At 71.1% G+C, this 15,356-nt stretch carries 12 protein-coding genes and 1 tRNA gene; 7 read left to right on the top strand and 6 right to left on the bottom strand.

Annotation, left to right across the window (positions count from 1 at the left end):
• Together CP976_RS08685 and CP976_RS08680 are read right to left on the bottom strand one after the other, a co-directional pair.
• Entirely contained in the window at positions 1–561 is a 561-nt protein-coding gene (locus tag CP976_RS08685; RefSeq protein WP_150479821.1) for a CGNR zinc finger domain-containing protein, read from the bottom strand.
• Between the two features lie 332 nt (positions 562–893).
• On the bottom strand, positions 894–1,307 hold the full coding sequence (locus CP976_RS08680) for an SsgA family sporulation/cell division regulator (RefSeq protein ID WP_004002642.1): 414 nt from the start codon (positions 1,305–1,307) through the stop codon (positions 894–896).
• A 191-nt stretch (positions 1,308–1,498) separates the two neighbouring features.
• Between CP976_RS08680 and CP976_RS08675 the strand changes: the two genes are divergently transcribed.
• From CP976_RS08675 to CP976_RS08645, 7 genes are all read left to right on the top strand, one after another.
• Complete coding sequence (locus CP976_RS08675; RefSeq protein WP_150479820.1) at positions 1,499–1,957, top strand: TIGR02611 family protein; 459 nt, start codon at positions 1,499–1,501, stop codon at positions 1,955–1,957.
• A gap of 78 nt (positions 1,958–2,035) precedes the next feature.
• Positions 2,036–2,107: transfer RNA gene (locus tag CP976_RS08670), tRNA-Val, on the top strand.
• 413 nt (positions 2,108–2,520) lie between these two features.
• The gene (locus tag CP976_RS08665; RefSeq protein ID WP_150479819.1) at positions 2,521–3,810 is read left to right on the top strand and encodes an ABC transporter substrate-binding protein; all 1,290 of its coding nucleotides are present in this window, start codon (positions 2,521–2,523) and stop codon (positions 3,808–3,810) included.
• Complete coding sequence (locus tag CP976_RS08660) at positions 3,810–4,811, top strand: carbohydrate ABC transporter permease (protein ID WP_167537302.1); 1,002 nt, start codon at positions 3,810–3,812, stop codon at positions 4,809–4,811. The genes CP976_RS08665 and CP976_RS08660 overlap by 1 nt, the downstream gene beginning before the upstream one ends.
• Entirely contained in the window at positions 4,808–5,689 is an 882-nt protein-coding gene (locus CP976_RS08655) for a carbohydrate ABC transporter permease (RefSeq protein ID WP_150479817.1), read from the top strand. Before CP976_RS08660 ends, CP976_RS08655 begins: the two co-directional genes overlap by 4 nt.
• A 12-nt stretch (positions 5,690–5,701) precedes the next feature.
• Positions 5,702–6,292, top strand: a complete 591-nt coding sequence (locus CP976_RS08650) for a hypothetical protein (RefSeq protein ID WP_150479816.1) — start codon at positions 5,702–5,704, stop codon at positions 6,290–6,292.
• A gap of 115 nt (positions 6,293–6,407) precedes the next feature.
• A complete protein-coding gene (locus tag CP976_RS08645) occupies positions 6,408–9,143 on the top strand; it encodes an exo-rhamnogalacturonan lyase family protein (RefSeq protein ID WP_150479815.1) in 2,736 nt (911 codons plus the stop codon).
• A gap of 58 nt (positions 9,144–9,201) precedes the next feature.
• Here CP976_RS08645 and CP976_RS08640 read toward each other — a convergent pair whose 3' ends face one another.
• The 4 genes from CP976_RS08640 to CP976_RS08625 all read right to left on the bottom strand — a co-directional run bounded on the left by CP976_RS08640 (position 9,202) and on the right by CP976_RS08625 (position 15,313).
• A complete protein-coding gene (locus CP976_RS08640) occupies positions 9,202–9,408 on the bottom strand; it encodes a hypothetical protein (protein WP_150479814.1) in 207 nt (68 codons plus the stop codon).
• Between the two features lie 11 nt (positions 9,409–9,419).
• Positions 9,420–10,787 (bottom strand): type III PLP-dependent enzyme domain-containing protein, encoded by a 1,368-nt coding sequence (locus CP976_RS08635; protein WP_150479813.1) that lies wholly within the window; start codon positions 10,785–10,787, stop codon positions 9,420–9,422.
• A 245-nt stretch (positions 10,788–11,032) separates the two neighbouring features.
• Positions 11,033–12,694 carry a helix-turn-helix domain-containing protein gene (locus CP976_RS08630; RefSeq protein ID WP_150479812.1) on the bottom strand — a complete coding sequence of 554 codons (1,662 nt, stop codon included), beginning with the start codon at positions 12,692–12,694 and terminating at the stop codon, positions 11,033–11,035.
• Positions 12,695–12,832: 138 nt separating this feature from the next.
• Entirely contained in the window at positions 12,833–15,313 is a 2,481-nt protein-coding gene (locus tag CP976_RS08625) for an SCO7613 C-terminal domain-containing membrane protein (RefSeq protein ID WP_150479811.1), read from the bottom strand.
• Positions 15,314–15,356 lie beyond the last annotated feature (43 nt).

Here is a 15,356-nt window from a genome sequence, read left to right as displayed (position 1 = left end):
TCAGCCCGCCGCTTCCTTACGGCGCGCCCGGTACGCGGCCACATGCAGGCGGTTCCCGCAGGTGCGGCTGTCGCAGTACCGCCGCGAGCGGTTGCGCGACAGGTCGACGAAGGCCCTCCGGCAGTCGGGCGCCTCGCACCGCCGCAGCCGCTCCTGCTCCCCGGCGACCACGAAGAAGGCCAGTGCCATCCCGCAGTCGGCGGCCAGGTGGTCGGCGACGGAGGCGCCGGGCGCGAAGTAGTGCACATGCCAGTCGTAGCCGTCGTGGTCCGTGAGCCGGGGGGTGGTGCCGGCGGCCGCGACCAGCTCGTTGATCAGGCCGGCGGCGGCCCGGGCGTCGGGGGCGGCGAAGACGGCGGCGAACCGCCCGCGGATCTTCCGCACCGCGGAGAGGTCGAACTCCGAGAGCACTCCGACATCGCTGATCTCGTGGTTTCGCACGAAGTCCGCGAGTGTCGCCACGTCCGGCAGCCCGTCCGCCGCCGTGTCGTCCTCCGGTGCGGTGTTCACCAGATCGACCACGGTGTCGAGGGCGCACCGGGTGTCATGGGTGATCAGCACGATTCGCTCCCTGGCCTGGGGGTCGGGCAGGCGCCCGCGGATGCTGGCCGATGGTAACGGCTCCACCACCGCTGGACCGCCCTCATGCCCGCACATGGCTTCGAATACAACGCCGCCGGGCGGGCCATGGTTCCAGCCCGCCCCCCGGTCGACGGTAGGCCCGCCGCCGCGGGCTGCCGTCGGCCGCCACGCGGTCCGGACGGCGCCATACGCGAGCCGGCGCCGCACCGCGTGATCCGCGGTGCCGGCGCCGGTGTATCCGTATGCGGTTGTCCGGGCCCGAGCCGTCTCCCCGAGTCGACGGCGCCGGGCGGCTTTGTGAGGGCCCCGCCCTAGCTCTCCGCCAGGATGTGCGAGAGCTCCTGATCGAGGTCGAAATGCCGGTGCTCCGTGCCGGGCGGCACGGCGGCGTCGGTGCGCTTCAGGAAGGACTCCAGGGCCCGTGCCGGGGCCTCGAGCAGGGCCTCGCCCTCCGGCGAGCTCAGGGCGATGCACACGACGCCCTGACCGTGACTGCGCGACGGCCAGACGCGGACGTCGCCGGTGCCCGTAGGGCGGTGAAGTCCCTCGGCGAGGAGGTCGCGGGCGAACACCCACTCGACGGTCTCCTCGGCTCCGGTGTGGAAGGTGGCGTGCACGGCGTAGGGGTCGGCCGTGTCGTACCGCAGGCCTGCGGGGACAGGCAGGGAGGACTCGCTCGACACAACGAGGCGCAGGTGCAGCTCGCAGCTGACCGTGGTGTTCATAAGCGCCAGGGCCTTTCGCTCAGTGTGCGCTCGGGGATTCGCACGTCGGCGAAATCGACATGCCACCTACGGTGCCGTTGTAAACCCCTCTGAGTGTTTTGCGTGCCTTTACGTAACTCTTCCGGCCGAGAGATCGTTCGCTCCATGCGTCCATTCCGGTGACTGGTTTCGCTCGGGTAGTGTTTGGCCGTATGAATACGGGGAGTGACGAGCCGGGCGAGGTGGCCGTGGCACCGGACGAGACGGGGACGGACGAGGAGCGCAGCGAGCAGGAGCGGGGACTCGGCTCGCGCGCGCCGGAATTCATCAAGGCGCGCCGCCTGCTGCACGTGAGCTGGCAGGTCGGCGTCTTCATCATCGGGCTCGCGGTCGTCGTGGCGGGCATCATCATGCTGCCCCTGCCGGGGCCGGGCTGGGTCGTGATCTTCGGCGGCATGGCGATCTGGGCGACCGAGTTCGTGTGGGCCCAGCTGGTGCTGCGCTGGACCAAGCGGAAGGTCACGGAGGCCGCGCAGCGCGCCCTCGATCCCAAGGTGCGGCGGCGCAACATCATCCTGACGTCCATCGGGCTGGTGATCGTGGCCGTACTGGTCGGTATCTACGTGTGGAAGTTCGGCATGGCCATGCCGTGGAAGATCAAGAACCAGTGAGCCGCGTCGGGGGTGCCGGTGCCGGCCGGCGCTGGTCACAGGCACCCCCTGACATGGGGTAATCTTCTTCCTGCGTCCGGGCGATTAGCTCAGTGGGAGAGCGCTTCGTTCACACCGAAGAGGTCACTGGTTCGAACCCAGTATCGCCCACCCGGATCGGCGGCCCACCTGCGATTGCGCAGGTGGGCCGCCGTCGTGCGGTTGGCCGTTGTCACGGCTGCCGAACGTCCCGCGCGCTGTTCTCCTCCAGGGCGCGCTGACCGAAACCGGCCACCTTGCGCGCGGCTCCACGCCACCCACCCCGGCGTCACCTTTCGGTCGCTTCCGAAACCCGTGTGAGCGGCCCCGCCTCGTTCGGCCCACCGATCACAGTGGCCCCACCAGTGACGTCTGCCCGGCGGACGCGGCGTGTCCCCTCCCTGTCCCGCCTCGCCTGCGGCCCGTTCGGTAAGAAATTCTTGTCCGAATCATTGACGCACCCTCAGCCCCTCCGTAACTTGTGCCAGCAAGCGCTTACTTGAAACGATTCATGCGAGCGGGACGACGTGCGGGGAGGTCCAACCGTGGTGAACGGCAGGAATGTTGAGAGACGTACGATTCTGAAGGCGGCCGGGGCCACGGCGGCCACGCTGGGGCTGGCCGCGACCACCGCCTGCGGTGGCGACGGAGGGACCTCAGCGGACGGGACGGTGACGATCCGTTACGCGTGGTGGGGAGCGGAGGACCGCGCCGAGCGCATCAACAAGACCATCGCGCTCTTCGAGAAGAAGTACCCGAAGATCAAGGTGAAAACGGACTTCCAGCCTTATCTCGACTTCTGGAAGAAGTTCAACACCCAGGCTTCCGGCGGAAATCCGCCGGACGTCTTCCAGAATGCCATCGGGTTCCTGCGCAAATACGACGCGAAGAACGTGCTGCTCGATCTCAGCGAGCAGGTCAAGGCCGGCAACCTCCGGATGGACGGATTCCGCGCCGGACTCGAGAAGTTCGGCGAGATCGACGGCAAGCTCCTCGGAGTTCCGGTCGGTTCCAACTCGATGGCCCTGGTCATCGACAAGCCCGTCTACACCAAGGCTGGCGTGAAGCCGGAGATGGGCTGGACCTGGGACGACTTCGACGCGGCGATGAAGAAGATCCGCGACAAGGCGGGCCGCGCCGGCGACAGCGGTATGTACGGCGTCATGTACCTCTACGACCTGTACCTGCGTCAGAACGGCAAGGCGTTCTTCACGGAGGAGGGTCTCGGCTTCACCGAGTCGGACCTGTCGGACTGGTGGACGAAGGCCAAGAAGGGTGTGGAGGACGGCCGCTACGCCGACGCCAAGAAGGTCGCCCAGATCAAGCCCAAGTCCGCGGTCACCGGGGAACTCGCGGGCGGCGAGTTCACATGGGACAACTTCACGGTCCGCTACACCGCCGAGGGCAAGAGCGAGTACGCCCTCGCTCCCATCCCGACCACGGACGGCAAGAAGACCGGCCAGTACCTCGGCTCGCTCATGCTGAGCGCCTCCAAGCGCACCCAGCACCCCAAGGAGGTCGCCCAGTTCATCGACTTCATGGTGCACGAGCCAGAGGTCGCCAAGATCATGGGCTACGACCGGGGCGTGCCCGCGACACAGGCCCAGTACGACGCGTACAAGCCGACCGACGAGGTCAACAAGGCGATAGCCGCCTACGAGGAGTCCCTCGTCGAGGCGGGTGTCCTGGAGCCGATCACCCCGCATCCGAACGGGGCGGACATCTGTGAGTCCGCCTTCCTGCGCATCGCCGAGGAACTCGCCCTGGGCAAGCGGTCGGTGGACGAGGCCGTCAAGCAGTTCTTCACCGAGTCGAAGACGGCTCTCGGCAGCTGATGGGAACCACCGTGACACACGCCCCTGCGATGGAGGGCCTGTCCCAGGACTCCGAGCCGCGGCACGGTCCGGTGAAGCCCGAGCGCCCCGCCGCCCTCAAGCGGCGGCGGCGCCGGGAGAACCTGGCCGGCTATCTCTTCATGTCTCCCTGGATCGCCGGGTTCCTGCTGCTCACCGCGGGCCCGATGGTCGCCTCGCTCTACTTCGCGTTCACCGACTACAACCTGTTCGACGCGCCCAAGTGGATCGGCCTCGACAACTTTTCCGAGATGTTCGGCGATCCCCGCTGGCGCCACTCGGTGCAGGTGACGCTCTGGTACGTCGTCGTCGGAACGCCGCTCAAGCTGGTCGCGGCCCTCGGTGTGGCCCTGCTCCTCGCCCAGAAGCGGCGCGGACAGGCCTTCTACCGGGCCGCCTTCTACGCGCCGTCACTGATCGGCGCGAGCGTCTCCATCGCGATCGTCTGGAAGGCGATCTTCTCGGACGACGCGATCGTGGACCGTATGCAGAAGACGTTCGGGATCGACGTCGGCGGCTGGACCGGCGACCCGGACATGATCATCTACAGCCTGGTGGCACTCACCGTCTGGCAGTTCGGCGCGCCCATGGTCATCTTCCTGGCCGGCCTCAAGCAGGTCCCGCGCGAGCTGTACGAGGCGGCGGAGGTCGACGGGGCGGGCAAGCTGCGGCGGTTCTGGAACATCACGCTGCCGATGATCTCCCCGGTGCTCTTCTTCAACGTCCTGCTGGAGACGATCCACTCCTTCCAGATCTTCAGCTCGGCGTACATCGTCGGCGGCGGCGCCGGAGGCAACGCCTGCGGTCCGGCCGACGGCTCGATGGTCTACACCTGCTACCTCTACGTCCAGGGCTTCGAGAACAGCCGGATGGGTCTGGCCTCCGCCATGGCCTGGATGCTGCTCGTCGCGGTCGCCCTGGTGACGGCGGTGCTGTTCTGGTCCCAGAAGCGCTGGGTGCACTACGAGGAGGGCGCCCGATGAGTGCGCAGGCCACCGACGCCACCCCACGAGCGGGCGGCCTTCGGCACAAACTGCCCGGATCCCTCGCCTGGCACATCGGGTCCCTGCTGATCCTCGCGGTGATCCTGTACCCGGTGATCTGGGTCATCGGCGGCTCCCTCAAGGAGAGCGAGGACATCGTCGGCAGCCTGGACCTCCTGCCGGGCGAACCGATCCTCGACAACTACAAGAGCCTCGCCGACGGCATCGCCGACATCTCGATCTCCACCTTCTTCTTCAACTCGCTCTTCCTCGCGGTCGGCTCGGTGATCGGGATCGTGGCGTCCTGCTCGCTGACGGCGTACGCCTTCGCACGGATCAGGTTCGCGGGCCGCAATCTGCTGTTCACGCTGATGATCGGCACCCTCCTGCTGCCGTACCACGTGCTGCTGATCCCGCAGTACGTGCTGTTCCGCAACATGGAGATGATCAACACGTACACCCCGCTGCTGCTGGGGAAGTACCTGGCCACGGAGGCGTTCTTCGTCTTCCTGATGGTGCAGTTCATGCGCAACATGCCCAAGGAGCTCGACGAGGCGGCCCGTCTCGACGGCTGCGGGCACTTCCGCATCTACTGGTCGATCATGCTTCCGCTGTGCCGCCCGGCCCTGATCACCAGCGCGATCTTCACGTTCATCAACTCCTGGAACGACTTCATGGGCCCGCTGATCTACCTCAACGAGCCCGACAAGTACACGGTCTCCCTGGGGCTGAAGATGTTCGTCGACCAGGAAGGGCTGGCCAACTACGGCGGCATGATCGCCATGTCGCTGGTCGCCCTGCTGCCGGTCCTCGCCTTCTTCCTCGCCTTCCAGCGGTATCTGATCGACGGCATGGCGACGTCCGGTCTGAAGGGCTGAGGTGATCCGGCCATGGCCACGACGCGAGTGAAGGCACGGGGGGAGTCGGCCTTCGCCGAGCGGTTCGGCGTGTTCGCCGAGTGTCTGCTGACAGGGGTGTGGATCGCGGTGGCCTCGCTGGGGGTCGTCACGTATCCCGCCGCATTCGCCGCGGGTGCGCGGCACCTGCGGCGCCGTACCGCGCACGAGGGCGGTGGCCGGCGGGAGTTCGTCGCCGACTTCCGTACGGCCGTGCGCGGCGGGTGGCTCGCCGGGCTCGCCGGGTGGGCGGCGGTGGCCGCGGTCTGGGTGGACGTCCAGGCGGTCCGTGCGGGGATTCCCGGCGGGCCGCTGGTCGGGGCCGTCGGAGTGCTCGCGCTGATCGGCCTCGTCGTGGCCGGGCTGCGCGCGGCGGCGGTCTGGGAGCCGGACGCCCGCTGGCGGACCCTGCTCGCTGCCGCCTGGCGCCGGACGGTCCTCGATCCGGCCGGGTCCTTCCTGATCATCGCCGGGCTGGCCGTGGTGGCCGTGTCCGCCTGGTTCACCGCGCCGCTGGCGGTCCCCGTCCTCGGGGCCGTCGCGGCGGCGGCCGTCGCCGTGGAGGAGCGGTACCGGCACCGCTGACCGGCGGTGCCCCCTGTCCCAGGCCGGCCGCCCCGGGCGCCGCGCCTCTCACTGTCATGCCCCTGACCAGCGCACGGATGTGCTTCCCGCACGGACAAGGAAAGGCAGCCTCTCTATGTCTCCCATCCCCCGCAGGAACCTTCTCAAGGCGGCCGCCGTCGCCGGAGCCGCCGCCCAGTTCAGCTGGGCACTGGGGACACAGGACGCGCAGGCCGTCCCCAGAGCCGAGCCCGCCGACGCCGACCCGGTGACCCTGGACTGGCTGGAGGACGGCGGCCTCGGCGCGGCGCCCGGCTCCACCGTCGGCGTCCCCTGGCCCAAGGGTGCTTACCAGAAGGACCAGACCTTCGCGCTGACGGACGCGGACGGCAAGGCCGTGCCCGTGCAGTCGTGGCCGATCGCCTACTGGCCCGACGGCTCCCTCAAGTGGACCGCCCACGCCGTCGGTTCGGGCGACGGCAAGCTCACCCTCACCGCCGGGACCCCCGCCGCACCGCAGAAGAAGGTCACCGTCGACAAGCGCGGCGGCACCATCGACATCTCCACCGGCGTCATCACCGCGAAGATCGGCAAGTCCGGCTCCACCATCGTCAAGTCGGTCACCCGGGGCTCCACCGAGATCGCCAGGAACGGCCGGCTCGTGCTGATCCGCCAGCCCGAGATCGAGGACGAGGACCAGGGCGCGGTCAAGACCGAGCGCTTCGACGGTGCCATCGACAAGGTCACCGTCGAGCAGGAGGGCCCGGTCCGCGCGGTCGTCCGCGTCGACGGCAAGCACCGCAAGGGCAGCCGCGGCTGGCTGCCCTTCTCCATCCGGCTCTACTTCTACGCGGGCGCCGACTCCTTCCGCATGGTGCACACCATCACCTACGACGGGAAGCAGGAGCCCGGCAAGGCGAGCGGCGACTTCATCCGCGGCCTCGGCGTCCGCTTCAGCGTGCCGATGCGCGACGAGTCCTACGACCGGCACATCCGCATCGGCGGCGAGGGCACCGGCCTGCTGCGTGAGGCCGTCAAGGGCATCACCGGGCTGCGGCGGGACCCGGGCGCGGCCGTGCAGGCGGCGCAGTACGAGGGCAAGAAGCTGCCCGACCCGGCCACCTGGGACCAGCGGGTCACCACCCGGCTCCAGTACATACCCGAGTGGGGCGACTACACCCTCTCCCAGCTGTCCGCCGACGGCTTCACCCTGCGCAAACGCACCAAGAAGGGCTACGGCTGGATCGCGGCGGGCGGAGGCCGGCGCGCCTCCGGCTTCGGGTACGTCGGCGGTGTGAGCGGCGGTTTCTCCTTCGGCCTGCGCGACTTCTGGGAGAAGTTCCCCGCCCAGCTCGACATCCGGGACGCCCACACCGACGAGGCCGAGGTCACCCTCTGGCTCTGGTCCCCCGAGGCCCAGCCCATGGACATGCGCTTCTACCACGACGGCATGGGCCAGGACACCTTCCCCGAGCAGATCGAGGGCCTGAACATCACCTACGAGGACTATGAGCCCGAGTTCGGCACCCCGTACGGCATCGCCCGCACCTCCGAACTGCTCTTCTGGGCCAACGAGTCCACCCCGAGCGCCGAGAAGCTCGCCGAGCAGGTCGAGGCCGTACGGGTCCTGCCCCAGCTCGCCGCCCCGCCCAAGCAGCTCATCAAGGCGGGCGTCTTCGGCAAGGGCCTGTACGCCGAACCCGACCGCTCCACCCCCGCCAAGGCCAAGATCGAGGACCACCTCGACTTCCTCTTCACCTACTACAAGGACCAGGTGGAGATGCGGCGGTGGTACGGCTTCTGGGACTACGGCGACATCATGCACACCTACGACACCGTCCGGCACCAGTGGCGCTACGACGTCGGCGGCTACGCCTGGGACAACTCCGAGCTGTCGCCGGACCTGTGGCTCTGGTACGCGTACCTGAGAAGCGGCCGCTCGGACATCTTCCGCTTCGCCGAGGCCATGACCCGGCACACCGGTGAGGTCGACGTCTACCACCTGGGCAAGTGGGCCGGCCTCGGCACCCGGCACGGCGTGCAGCACTTCGCCGACAGCGCCAAGCAGCAGCGCATCGCCAACACCACGTACCGGCGCTACTACTACTTCCTCACGGCGGACGAACGCGTCGGCGACCTCATGCACGCCAACGTCGACTCCGACGAGACGTTCCTCGCCCTCGACCCGCTCCGCAAGATCCGCACCGAGCCGTACACGCCCGACCGGCACGCCCTGTCGATCGGCTTCGGCACCGACTGGAGCGGCCTGGTCTCGGCGTGGCTGACCGAGTGGGAGCGAAAGGGCCCCAAGTGGGAGAAGGCCAAGGCGCGCGTGCTGTCCACGATGGAGACGATCGCCGCCCAGCCCAACGGTTTCGTCCAGGGCAGTGGCCTGTACGACCTGGACACCGGCAGGTTCGCCGTCGCCGCCCAGCCCAAGGTGGAGGTCTCGCACCTGTCGGCCGTCTTCGGCCTGGGCGAGCTGTGCGCCGAGCTCATCGACCTCGTCGACGTGCCGAAGTTCAAGGAGGCGTACCTCGACTACTGCCGCTACTTCAACGCCACCAAGGCCGAACAGGCGGCCCGCTACGGCAGCAACTTCGGCTCCCTGATCCTCTTCCAGGGCCACTCGCGCCTCGACGCCTACGCCGCCGTTCAGTCCGGTGACGAGAAGCTCGCGAAGCGCGCGTGGGACAAGTTCTACAACTCCGACGGCTACAAGGAGTCCGCGCCCTGGAAGACGGAGAAGCTCAGTGGCCCGCTCACCCTGGTGCCCGGCAGCGAGGCACCCTGGGTGTCCACGAACGACACCTCGCTGTACGGCCTCGCCGCGATCGAGAACCTGGCACTGCTGGGGGACAAGATGCCGTAGCGGGGGGCGGGAGGGCTGGACTGGCGGATCCCGTGGCAAGCCATCGGGACCCGCTCGTCTAGTCGATGATCTGGTTGAAGAACAGGACGGCCGGGGCCACGACCCCGCCTCCGACGCTCACCGCGACCGGCCACACGTTGCCGGCCAGCGCCGCCAGAACGGTGGCACCGATGCCGACCAGGGCTGCCAGCAGGAAGACGATCGCGGCGCGCTGACTGAGGAGCGGTCCGTCCCGGCCGGGCCCTCGACGGCCGGCCTGTGCCACCTCGGTGCTCCTTACCCGACGCCGCGGCCGACGGCACCGTGCACGGGCTCGTGCGCCTGTTGCCGCAGGGGCGCGCCGTGGCCACCCGGGCCCGGCACGTCCCACGGGTCCTGCGCGGGACGCAGGAGTTCGAAGCGGACATGGCCGTCACCGCCCGTCCGGACCCCGTGCACGGCGGGTTCGGGCAGGCTGTTGTAGTGGAACGGCGTCGAGAAGTAGTACGCGCCGGTGTCCGGGACGGCGATGAGGTCGCCGGGCTCCAGGAGGGGCAACGCGCGGTCGCGCGCCAGCAGGTCACCGGCGAAGCAGGCGGGGCCCGCGATGTCCTGGCGGACCGGTCCGCCCCGCTTGGCCCTCCCGCTTCGGTCGTGGGCCTCGATCCGCAGGGGCCAGGCGTCGGGATTGAACACGGTCCGGGTGGCCACCTGCACACCGGCGTGGGTGACCGCGATCGGCCGCCCGCCCATGCTCTTCGTGTACTCGACGTACGCGGCGGTGAACCCGTTCTTGGCGAGGACGGACCGCCCGAACTCGGTGACGATCTCGTACCCGCCGGAGAACAGCGCGGGCGCCTGGGCGCGCAGCTGCCGGACGTACGTGTCGAAGGTCGGCGTGGTCTCGTCGTCGGCGAAGTTGACGGGCAGTCCGCCGCCGATGTCGATGCCGACGACCTGGCGCCGTCCGAGCGAGGCGTTGACCTCCTCGGCGAACGCCACGGCCTGCGCGACCCCGCCGGCCATGAGGTCGAGCGGGCAGCCCTGCGAGCCAGCATGGGTGTGCACCCAGGTCAGCCACGGGTGGTCGTGGTAGGCGCGCAGCAACCGCCGTCGGCTTCCGGGGTCCGCCAGGGGGATGCCGAACTTCGAGGTGCTGGTCGCCGTGCTCATCGCGGCGATACTGCCGCCGCCGAGCTGGGAGTTGACGCGCACGCCGATCCTCGACACCGGGACGCGGTCGCCCAGGGCCCGGTCGATCCTGGCCAGTTCCTGGTGGTTGTCCGCGTTGACGGCCACACCCAGGTCCAGGGCACGCCGCAGCTCGGCCTCCGTCTTGGCCGGAGAGTCGAAGACGATCCGATCCGGCGCGAATCCGGCGGCCAACGCGCGGGCCAGTTCGCCCGCGGTGGCCACCTCGCAGCCCATGCCGAGCCGCCGCAGCTCCGCCAGCACCGGCACCAGGCAGTTCGCCTTGGCGGCGAACGCGTGCAGCACACGGGGCGACGCAGGGAAGGCACGGTGCAGGGAGTCGACCGTCGCGGCGACGCCGTCGAGGTCGACGAAGGCGGCCAGCTGGGACCGCTCGGCGTCCAGCAGTCCCTGCAGCACCGCTTCCTGGAGGATCCGTTCGCGCCGCTCGGCGGCGGGGGTCAGTCCGGTCATGGTGAGCCTTCCGGTGTCGTACGCGCAGCGCCCGGGACCGCCCCGGGTGGAGTACCAGACTGTTGTCCGCACCGGGACGGCGTCTTCGTCGAGTCGTCAAAGACGAGGGCCTCGCCCACGGCGGTGGAACGCAACAACCCCCCGGCCACGCCGGGGCCTTGTGCGGTACGACGAAGGAGAGGCCCTTCGATGGTGGTTGCGGCCAAGCGGTGGACGGCACGCGGCCGCGCCTCGGTGCCGGCCGCTCAGGGGCGTGCCCCGTCGGCGTCTCCACCCAGACGCAACTGCAACTGGGCGAGCAGCCGGGCGTCGGGGCTCTCCAGGTCCAGCCCCGACACCTGCGTGATCCGGCGCAACCGGTAGCGCAGGCTGTTGGAATGCACACCCAGGGCACGCGAGGCGGCGGACACGTCACCGAAGTGGTCGAGGTAGGCGCGCAGGGTCTCCACCAGGCAACTGCCGCTGTGAGCGGCGTCGAACTCCCTCAGCCGGGCCACCGAGGTCCCCGGTGGCAGCGCCACCTCACGCAGGGCGTCGACGACCTGAAGGATGCCCACCGTGTCCGCGACGTCCTCGCTCCGCGCGACGGTGCGTGGCCCGGCGGCCGCGATGAGCGCCCGAAGGGCCCGCTCGGCCGACCGGCGTGACGCGGGCGTCCGTGCCAGCCCGGGGACCACGTCTCCGAGCCCCACCTTCACCGACGAGCCGGTCGTCGCCGACAGTTGTCCGGCCAGCGCTTCGCCGAGCCGCGTCACCTGGCCGTCGGCCCGCCCCGGATCGCGCTCCAGCCCGCTCAGCAGCACCAGGATCCTGCCCCCCGCCGGGACCACCACGACGCGGTGGCCCAGGGCCGCGCAGTGCAGGGTCAGCAGCCCGTACAGTCCGGACGGGTCGTCGTCCCCGTGGCGGCCGGACCCGGTTCCCACCGCCAGGACGGCACAGGGCTCCCGGGGCGGCAGTGAGGCCCGCTCCGCGAGCACCTCGACGGATCCGCGGTCCTCCAGCAGCGCCCGAGCCGCGTCCTCAAGCAAGCGGCCGTCCGAGCTGTGGGTACGGTGATGCAGCAGGTGGGCGGCGGCGGTCCGGGCCGCCGCGCGCAGGGTCTCAGCGGCGTTCGGGGACAGCGGGCGGCCGGCGACCGCCGCCACCCAGATGGACCCCAGCGCCTCTCCGCCCGCCCGTACGGCGCCGACCAGACGCTCCGGGTCCTGGCCGTGGGCCGGCCGGTGCAGCACGTCGCCCGCACCCCACAGCGCCTGGAAGAACCCCGCCTCCCGCATGGCCGCCACCCGCCAGGGCGGCACGCGACGACCGAGGATGGTCAGTCTGCGCATCTCGTCCACATTCTCCTCGGTGGAGGAGTACGCCAGTACCCGGGAGTCCGTGTCCTCGATGGTCACCGAGCCTCCCACCAGGGCCGCCACCGCATCGGCCAGTGACTCCAGATCGCCCAGGCGCACGCCGCTGGTCGCGGGCATCGGGGGTACGCCCGCCGCGGCCAGCCCCGCCCTCAGCACCCCCACGAGTTGTGCCCAGGTGCACCAGGAGGTGCGGAAGAGCACCGCCGTGCCGCCCTCCTCAGCGGCCGCCTGCAACGCCCGCGCGGTGGGCTCCGGGCGCCCCGGGCCGAACACCACACCGGCCGCGCCCGCCTCACCGGCCCGGCGCACCACGTCGACGGCGTGTGCCGACCGCGGGTCGACGCCGACCGCGAGCAGTAACTCGCGCGGCCTGATGACGGGTTCGAGGGCGTCCAGCACATGGACGCCGGTGACGCTCGTCCGCAGTCCCTCCGGAGCCGTGTGCAGCTCCACGGCTCCCGCCCCCACCACCGAGAGCAAGTGCTCCAGTGTTCCCCGGTCCTCGGCGCCCGTGCCCCGCCCCGCCGATTCCTCCAGGTCCGTCATGATGTCTCCCCCCCCGTTCCGCCCGACCGTGTCGCCTGCCGTCAGCGGCCAATCGGAAAACGTATGACATCACGGGCCTTGTCCGCAGTCGAGACGCCCGTACGGCACGCGGAGGCACCGACGGCGTGGGCACCAGGGCTAGTTCATCCTCCCCAGGACCTCCCGCACCCGCCGGACGTCCCGGATCCGCTGCTCGTACGTCGCCCCGAGAGCGAGCAGCAGGAGTCCGGCGAGGGCGGGAGGCGCCCAGCGGGGGAGTGCCCCGGTCACCTGCACGACGTACGGGGCGAGTTCGTGCAGCGTGACCAGGGCCAGTACCGCACCGCCGAGCACCAGCGGCGCCTGGAGGCGGTGCCGGGCACCCAGCAGGGTGACCAGCAGTGCCGCCGTGCCCAGCAGCAACGGCCGCGTCCAGTGCGGGTCGCCCCAGGCCGCGACGAGGCTCGGCAGGAGCGTGGCGGCGAGTCCGGGACCGTAGGCCGTCCATGAGGAGACCTGCGGGTCACGGCGCCTGCGCAGGGCGCCGACGAGCAGCGCCGGAACGGTCACCGGGAGCGTGTACGCCTCGGGTGTGCCGACCTCCCACGCGGCCAGGCGCACCCAGGCGGCCAGCACGAACAGGGCCGTGGCCGGGTAGCCGACGGGACGGCGGTCCGGACGCAGTGCCGTGCCCGCGGCGATCACGCCGCACGACGCCAGCACCAGGGCGAGCAGCGGCGGATCGGAGACCGCGAGGCCCACGGCCAGCAGGCCGGCGGCGGCTCCCGCGGCCTCGACCGGCACCGTCGCCCGCTGCGCGCCGAGACGCGGCGCGAGCAGGGCGGCGGCCACGGGAACGGCCAGCACCAGCAGGGCGGTCCGGGCCGGCGGCCAGTCCACGGCGGCGCCCGTCGCCGAGGCCAGGGCGGCGGCGTACACGAGGGCGGCCGGAGCCGTGACGGAGGCGAGGCTCGTCCGCCACGAGGCCGAGGCGAACAGGGCCGTCAGCACCGACAGCACCACGAGTGTCACGGTCTGGGAGGCGAGGGAGGCCAGGGCGAGGCTGACGGAGGTGGTGAGGGAGAGCAGAAGGGCGGTGAGCCGCGCCGCGGACACCGTGGCCCGGCCCGCGTACAAGGCAGCCGCTGTCACGACCCCCAGGACCGCCATCCCGGCGACGTACGGCATCCCGGCGACCGCCGGAAGCGTCAGTGCCGTGGCCCACACCAGGCCCAGCGCGCCGATCCGGGCCCGCGCACGCCACTGCTCCGCACGGCTCACCAGGGCGACAACGGCCGCGACGGCCAGCAGCACGACGGGAACGGCCGCCGCGTCGGGCGGCCAGGGCGCCTCGACGGTCACGGCGGCCCGGGCGTCCGAGGGCGCGCCGCTCCACACCCGGCCGATCCAGCCGGCCGGCCCCAGCACCACCACGGCGACGACGGGCAGCGCCCACAGCAGGGCCAGCGCCTGTACAGCCCCGGAGGCCCAGGCGGACCCGAGCCGCACCGCGTCCGGCAGCCGCCCGGCCCGCACCGCCGCCGACAGGACGATCCCGCAGACCAGATAGGCCGGAACCGTCCACATCTCCGGCAGCCAGGGGCGCGCCGTCCCGCCGAACGCACCCACGGCGAGGAGGCCCGAGACGATCGCGAGTCCGAGGGCGTGCTTCTCGCCCGGGCCTTGCCAGGGCGCGGCGGTGCTTGAAGCCGAGCCTGGGGCTGTACCCGAGTCGGAGCCCGAGCCCGAGCCGGACAGCGAACCCGCCCCCCGCCAAGCCGCCCCCACCGCGATCGTCGCCGCGAGCAGGAGAAGCGCCCCGGCGCGGGCCGCGGCGCTCGGGGTGTCAGCCGCCAGGGACAGCCAGCCGGCGGTCAGGACGCCCAAGGCGCCCGTGGAGTACGCCCCGACCATGGCGGTGATCCGTACGGAACCGGTCCTCACCCGCAGCGCGGCCACCGTGTCCAGCCCGGCCGTCACCAGCAGCGCGGCGCTGATGACGTACGGACCCGCGTCGGCGGACAGGGCCCACAGCAACAGCGGGAACTGGGCCGCCACCAGGGCGCAGGGCAGGGGCAGTCGCAGCGCTGCGGTGGCCGGCAGCAGACCGTACGCCGACCAGATCACCGCCAGCACCGCCGCCGCGGCCGCCGCGTACCCCGTCCCGTCCGTCCCGGCGAGCGCGGCCTCGTGCAGGGCGTAGGCGTCCAGGACGGTCAGCGCGAGGCCCAGCCCCGCCACGGACTCGGCCGTCGAGCGCAGCCCCCGCTTCAGCAGGAGCGCCGGCCCGGCGAGCGCGGCCAGCGTGACCGCGCCGAGCACCAGCGCCCGCCCGGTGATGCCCATGTGTCCCCAGCTGACCAGCGTGAACACCGCCGCCGCGAGCGTGAGCAGCACACCGCCGAGCACCAGCAGCACGTTCTGCACGCTGGGCGCGGCGGTTTCCGGGCGGGACCATGCGACGGGTGGCGGCTGCGTCCGCGCCTGAGCCCAGGCCTGCTGCGGTTGTTGCCGTGCCTGTTGCAGGGTCGCGACCAGCCAGGCGCGACGGGCCAGCAACTGAGCCCGGCGGGCGTCCAGTTGCCGGAGTTCGGCGTCGAGGAGCCGCAGTTCCTCGGCCGGGGGCGGAAGGTGGTTCATGACCGGCAGTGTGGTCCGCGTCACCCCCGTACGGCATGAGTGC

This window comes from Streptomyces coeruleorubidus (assembly GCF_008705135.1).
Lineage (GTDB): Bacteria > Actinomycetota > Actinomycetes > Streptomycetales > Streptomycetaceae > Streptomyces > Streptomyces coeruleofuscus.
The sequence above is the reverse complement of the archived record's forward strand: the minus strand, read 5'-3'. Positions and strand labels throughout refer to the sequence as shown.

Bases quoted from the DNA above. Each gene is read 5' to 3' on its own strand.
- CP976_RS08645 (WP_150479815.1), top strand. From the start codon at position 6,408: ATGTCTCCCATCCCCCGCAGGAACCTTCTCAAGGCGGCCGCCGTCGCC.
- CP976_RS08650 (WP_150479816.1), top strand. From the start codon at position 5,702: ATGGCCACGACGCGAGTGAAGGCACGGGGGGAGTCGGCCTTCGCCGAG.
- CP976_RS08675 (WP_150479820.1), top strand. From the start codon at position 1,499: ATGAATACGGGGAGTGACGAGCCGGGCGAGGTGGCCGTGGCACCGGAC.
- CP976_RS08635 (WP_150479813.1), bottom strand. From the start codon at position 10,787: ATGACCGGACTGACCCCCGCCGCCGAGCGGCGCGAACGGATCCTCCAG.
- CP976_RS08660 (WP_167537302.1), top strand. From the start codon at position 3,810: ATGGGAACCACCGTGACACACGCCCCTGCGATGGAGGGCCTGTCCCAG.
- CP976_RS08655 (WP_150479817.1), top strand. From the start codon at position 4,808: ATGAGTGCGCAGGCCACCGACGCCACCCCACGAGCGGGCGGCCTTCGG.
- CP976_RS08625 (WP_150479811.1), bottom strand. From the start codon at position 15,313: ATGAACCACCTTCCGCCCCCGGCCGAGGAACTGCGGCTCCTCGACGCC.
- CP976_RS08680 (WP_004002642.1), bottom strand. From the start codon at position 1,307: ATGAACACCACGGTCAGCTGCGAGCTGCACCTGCGCCTCGTTGTGTCG.
- CP976_RS08630 (WP_150479812.1), bottom strand. From the start codon at position 12,694: ATGACGGACCTGGAGGAATCGGCGGGGCGGGGCACGGGCGCCGAGGAC.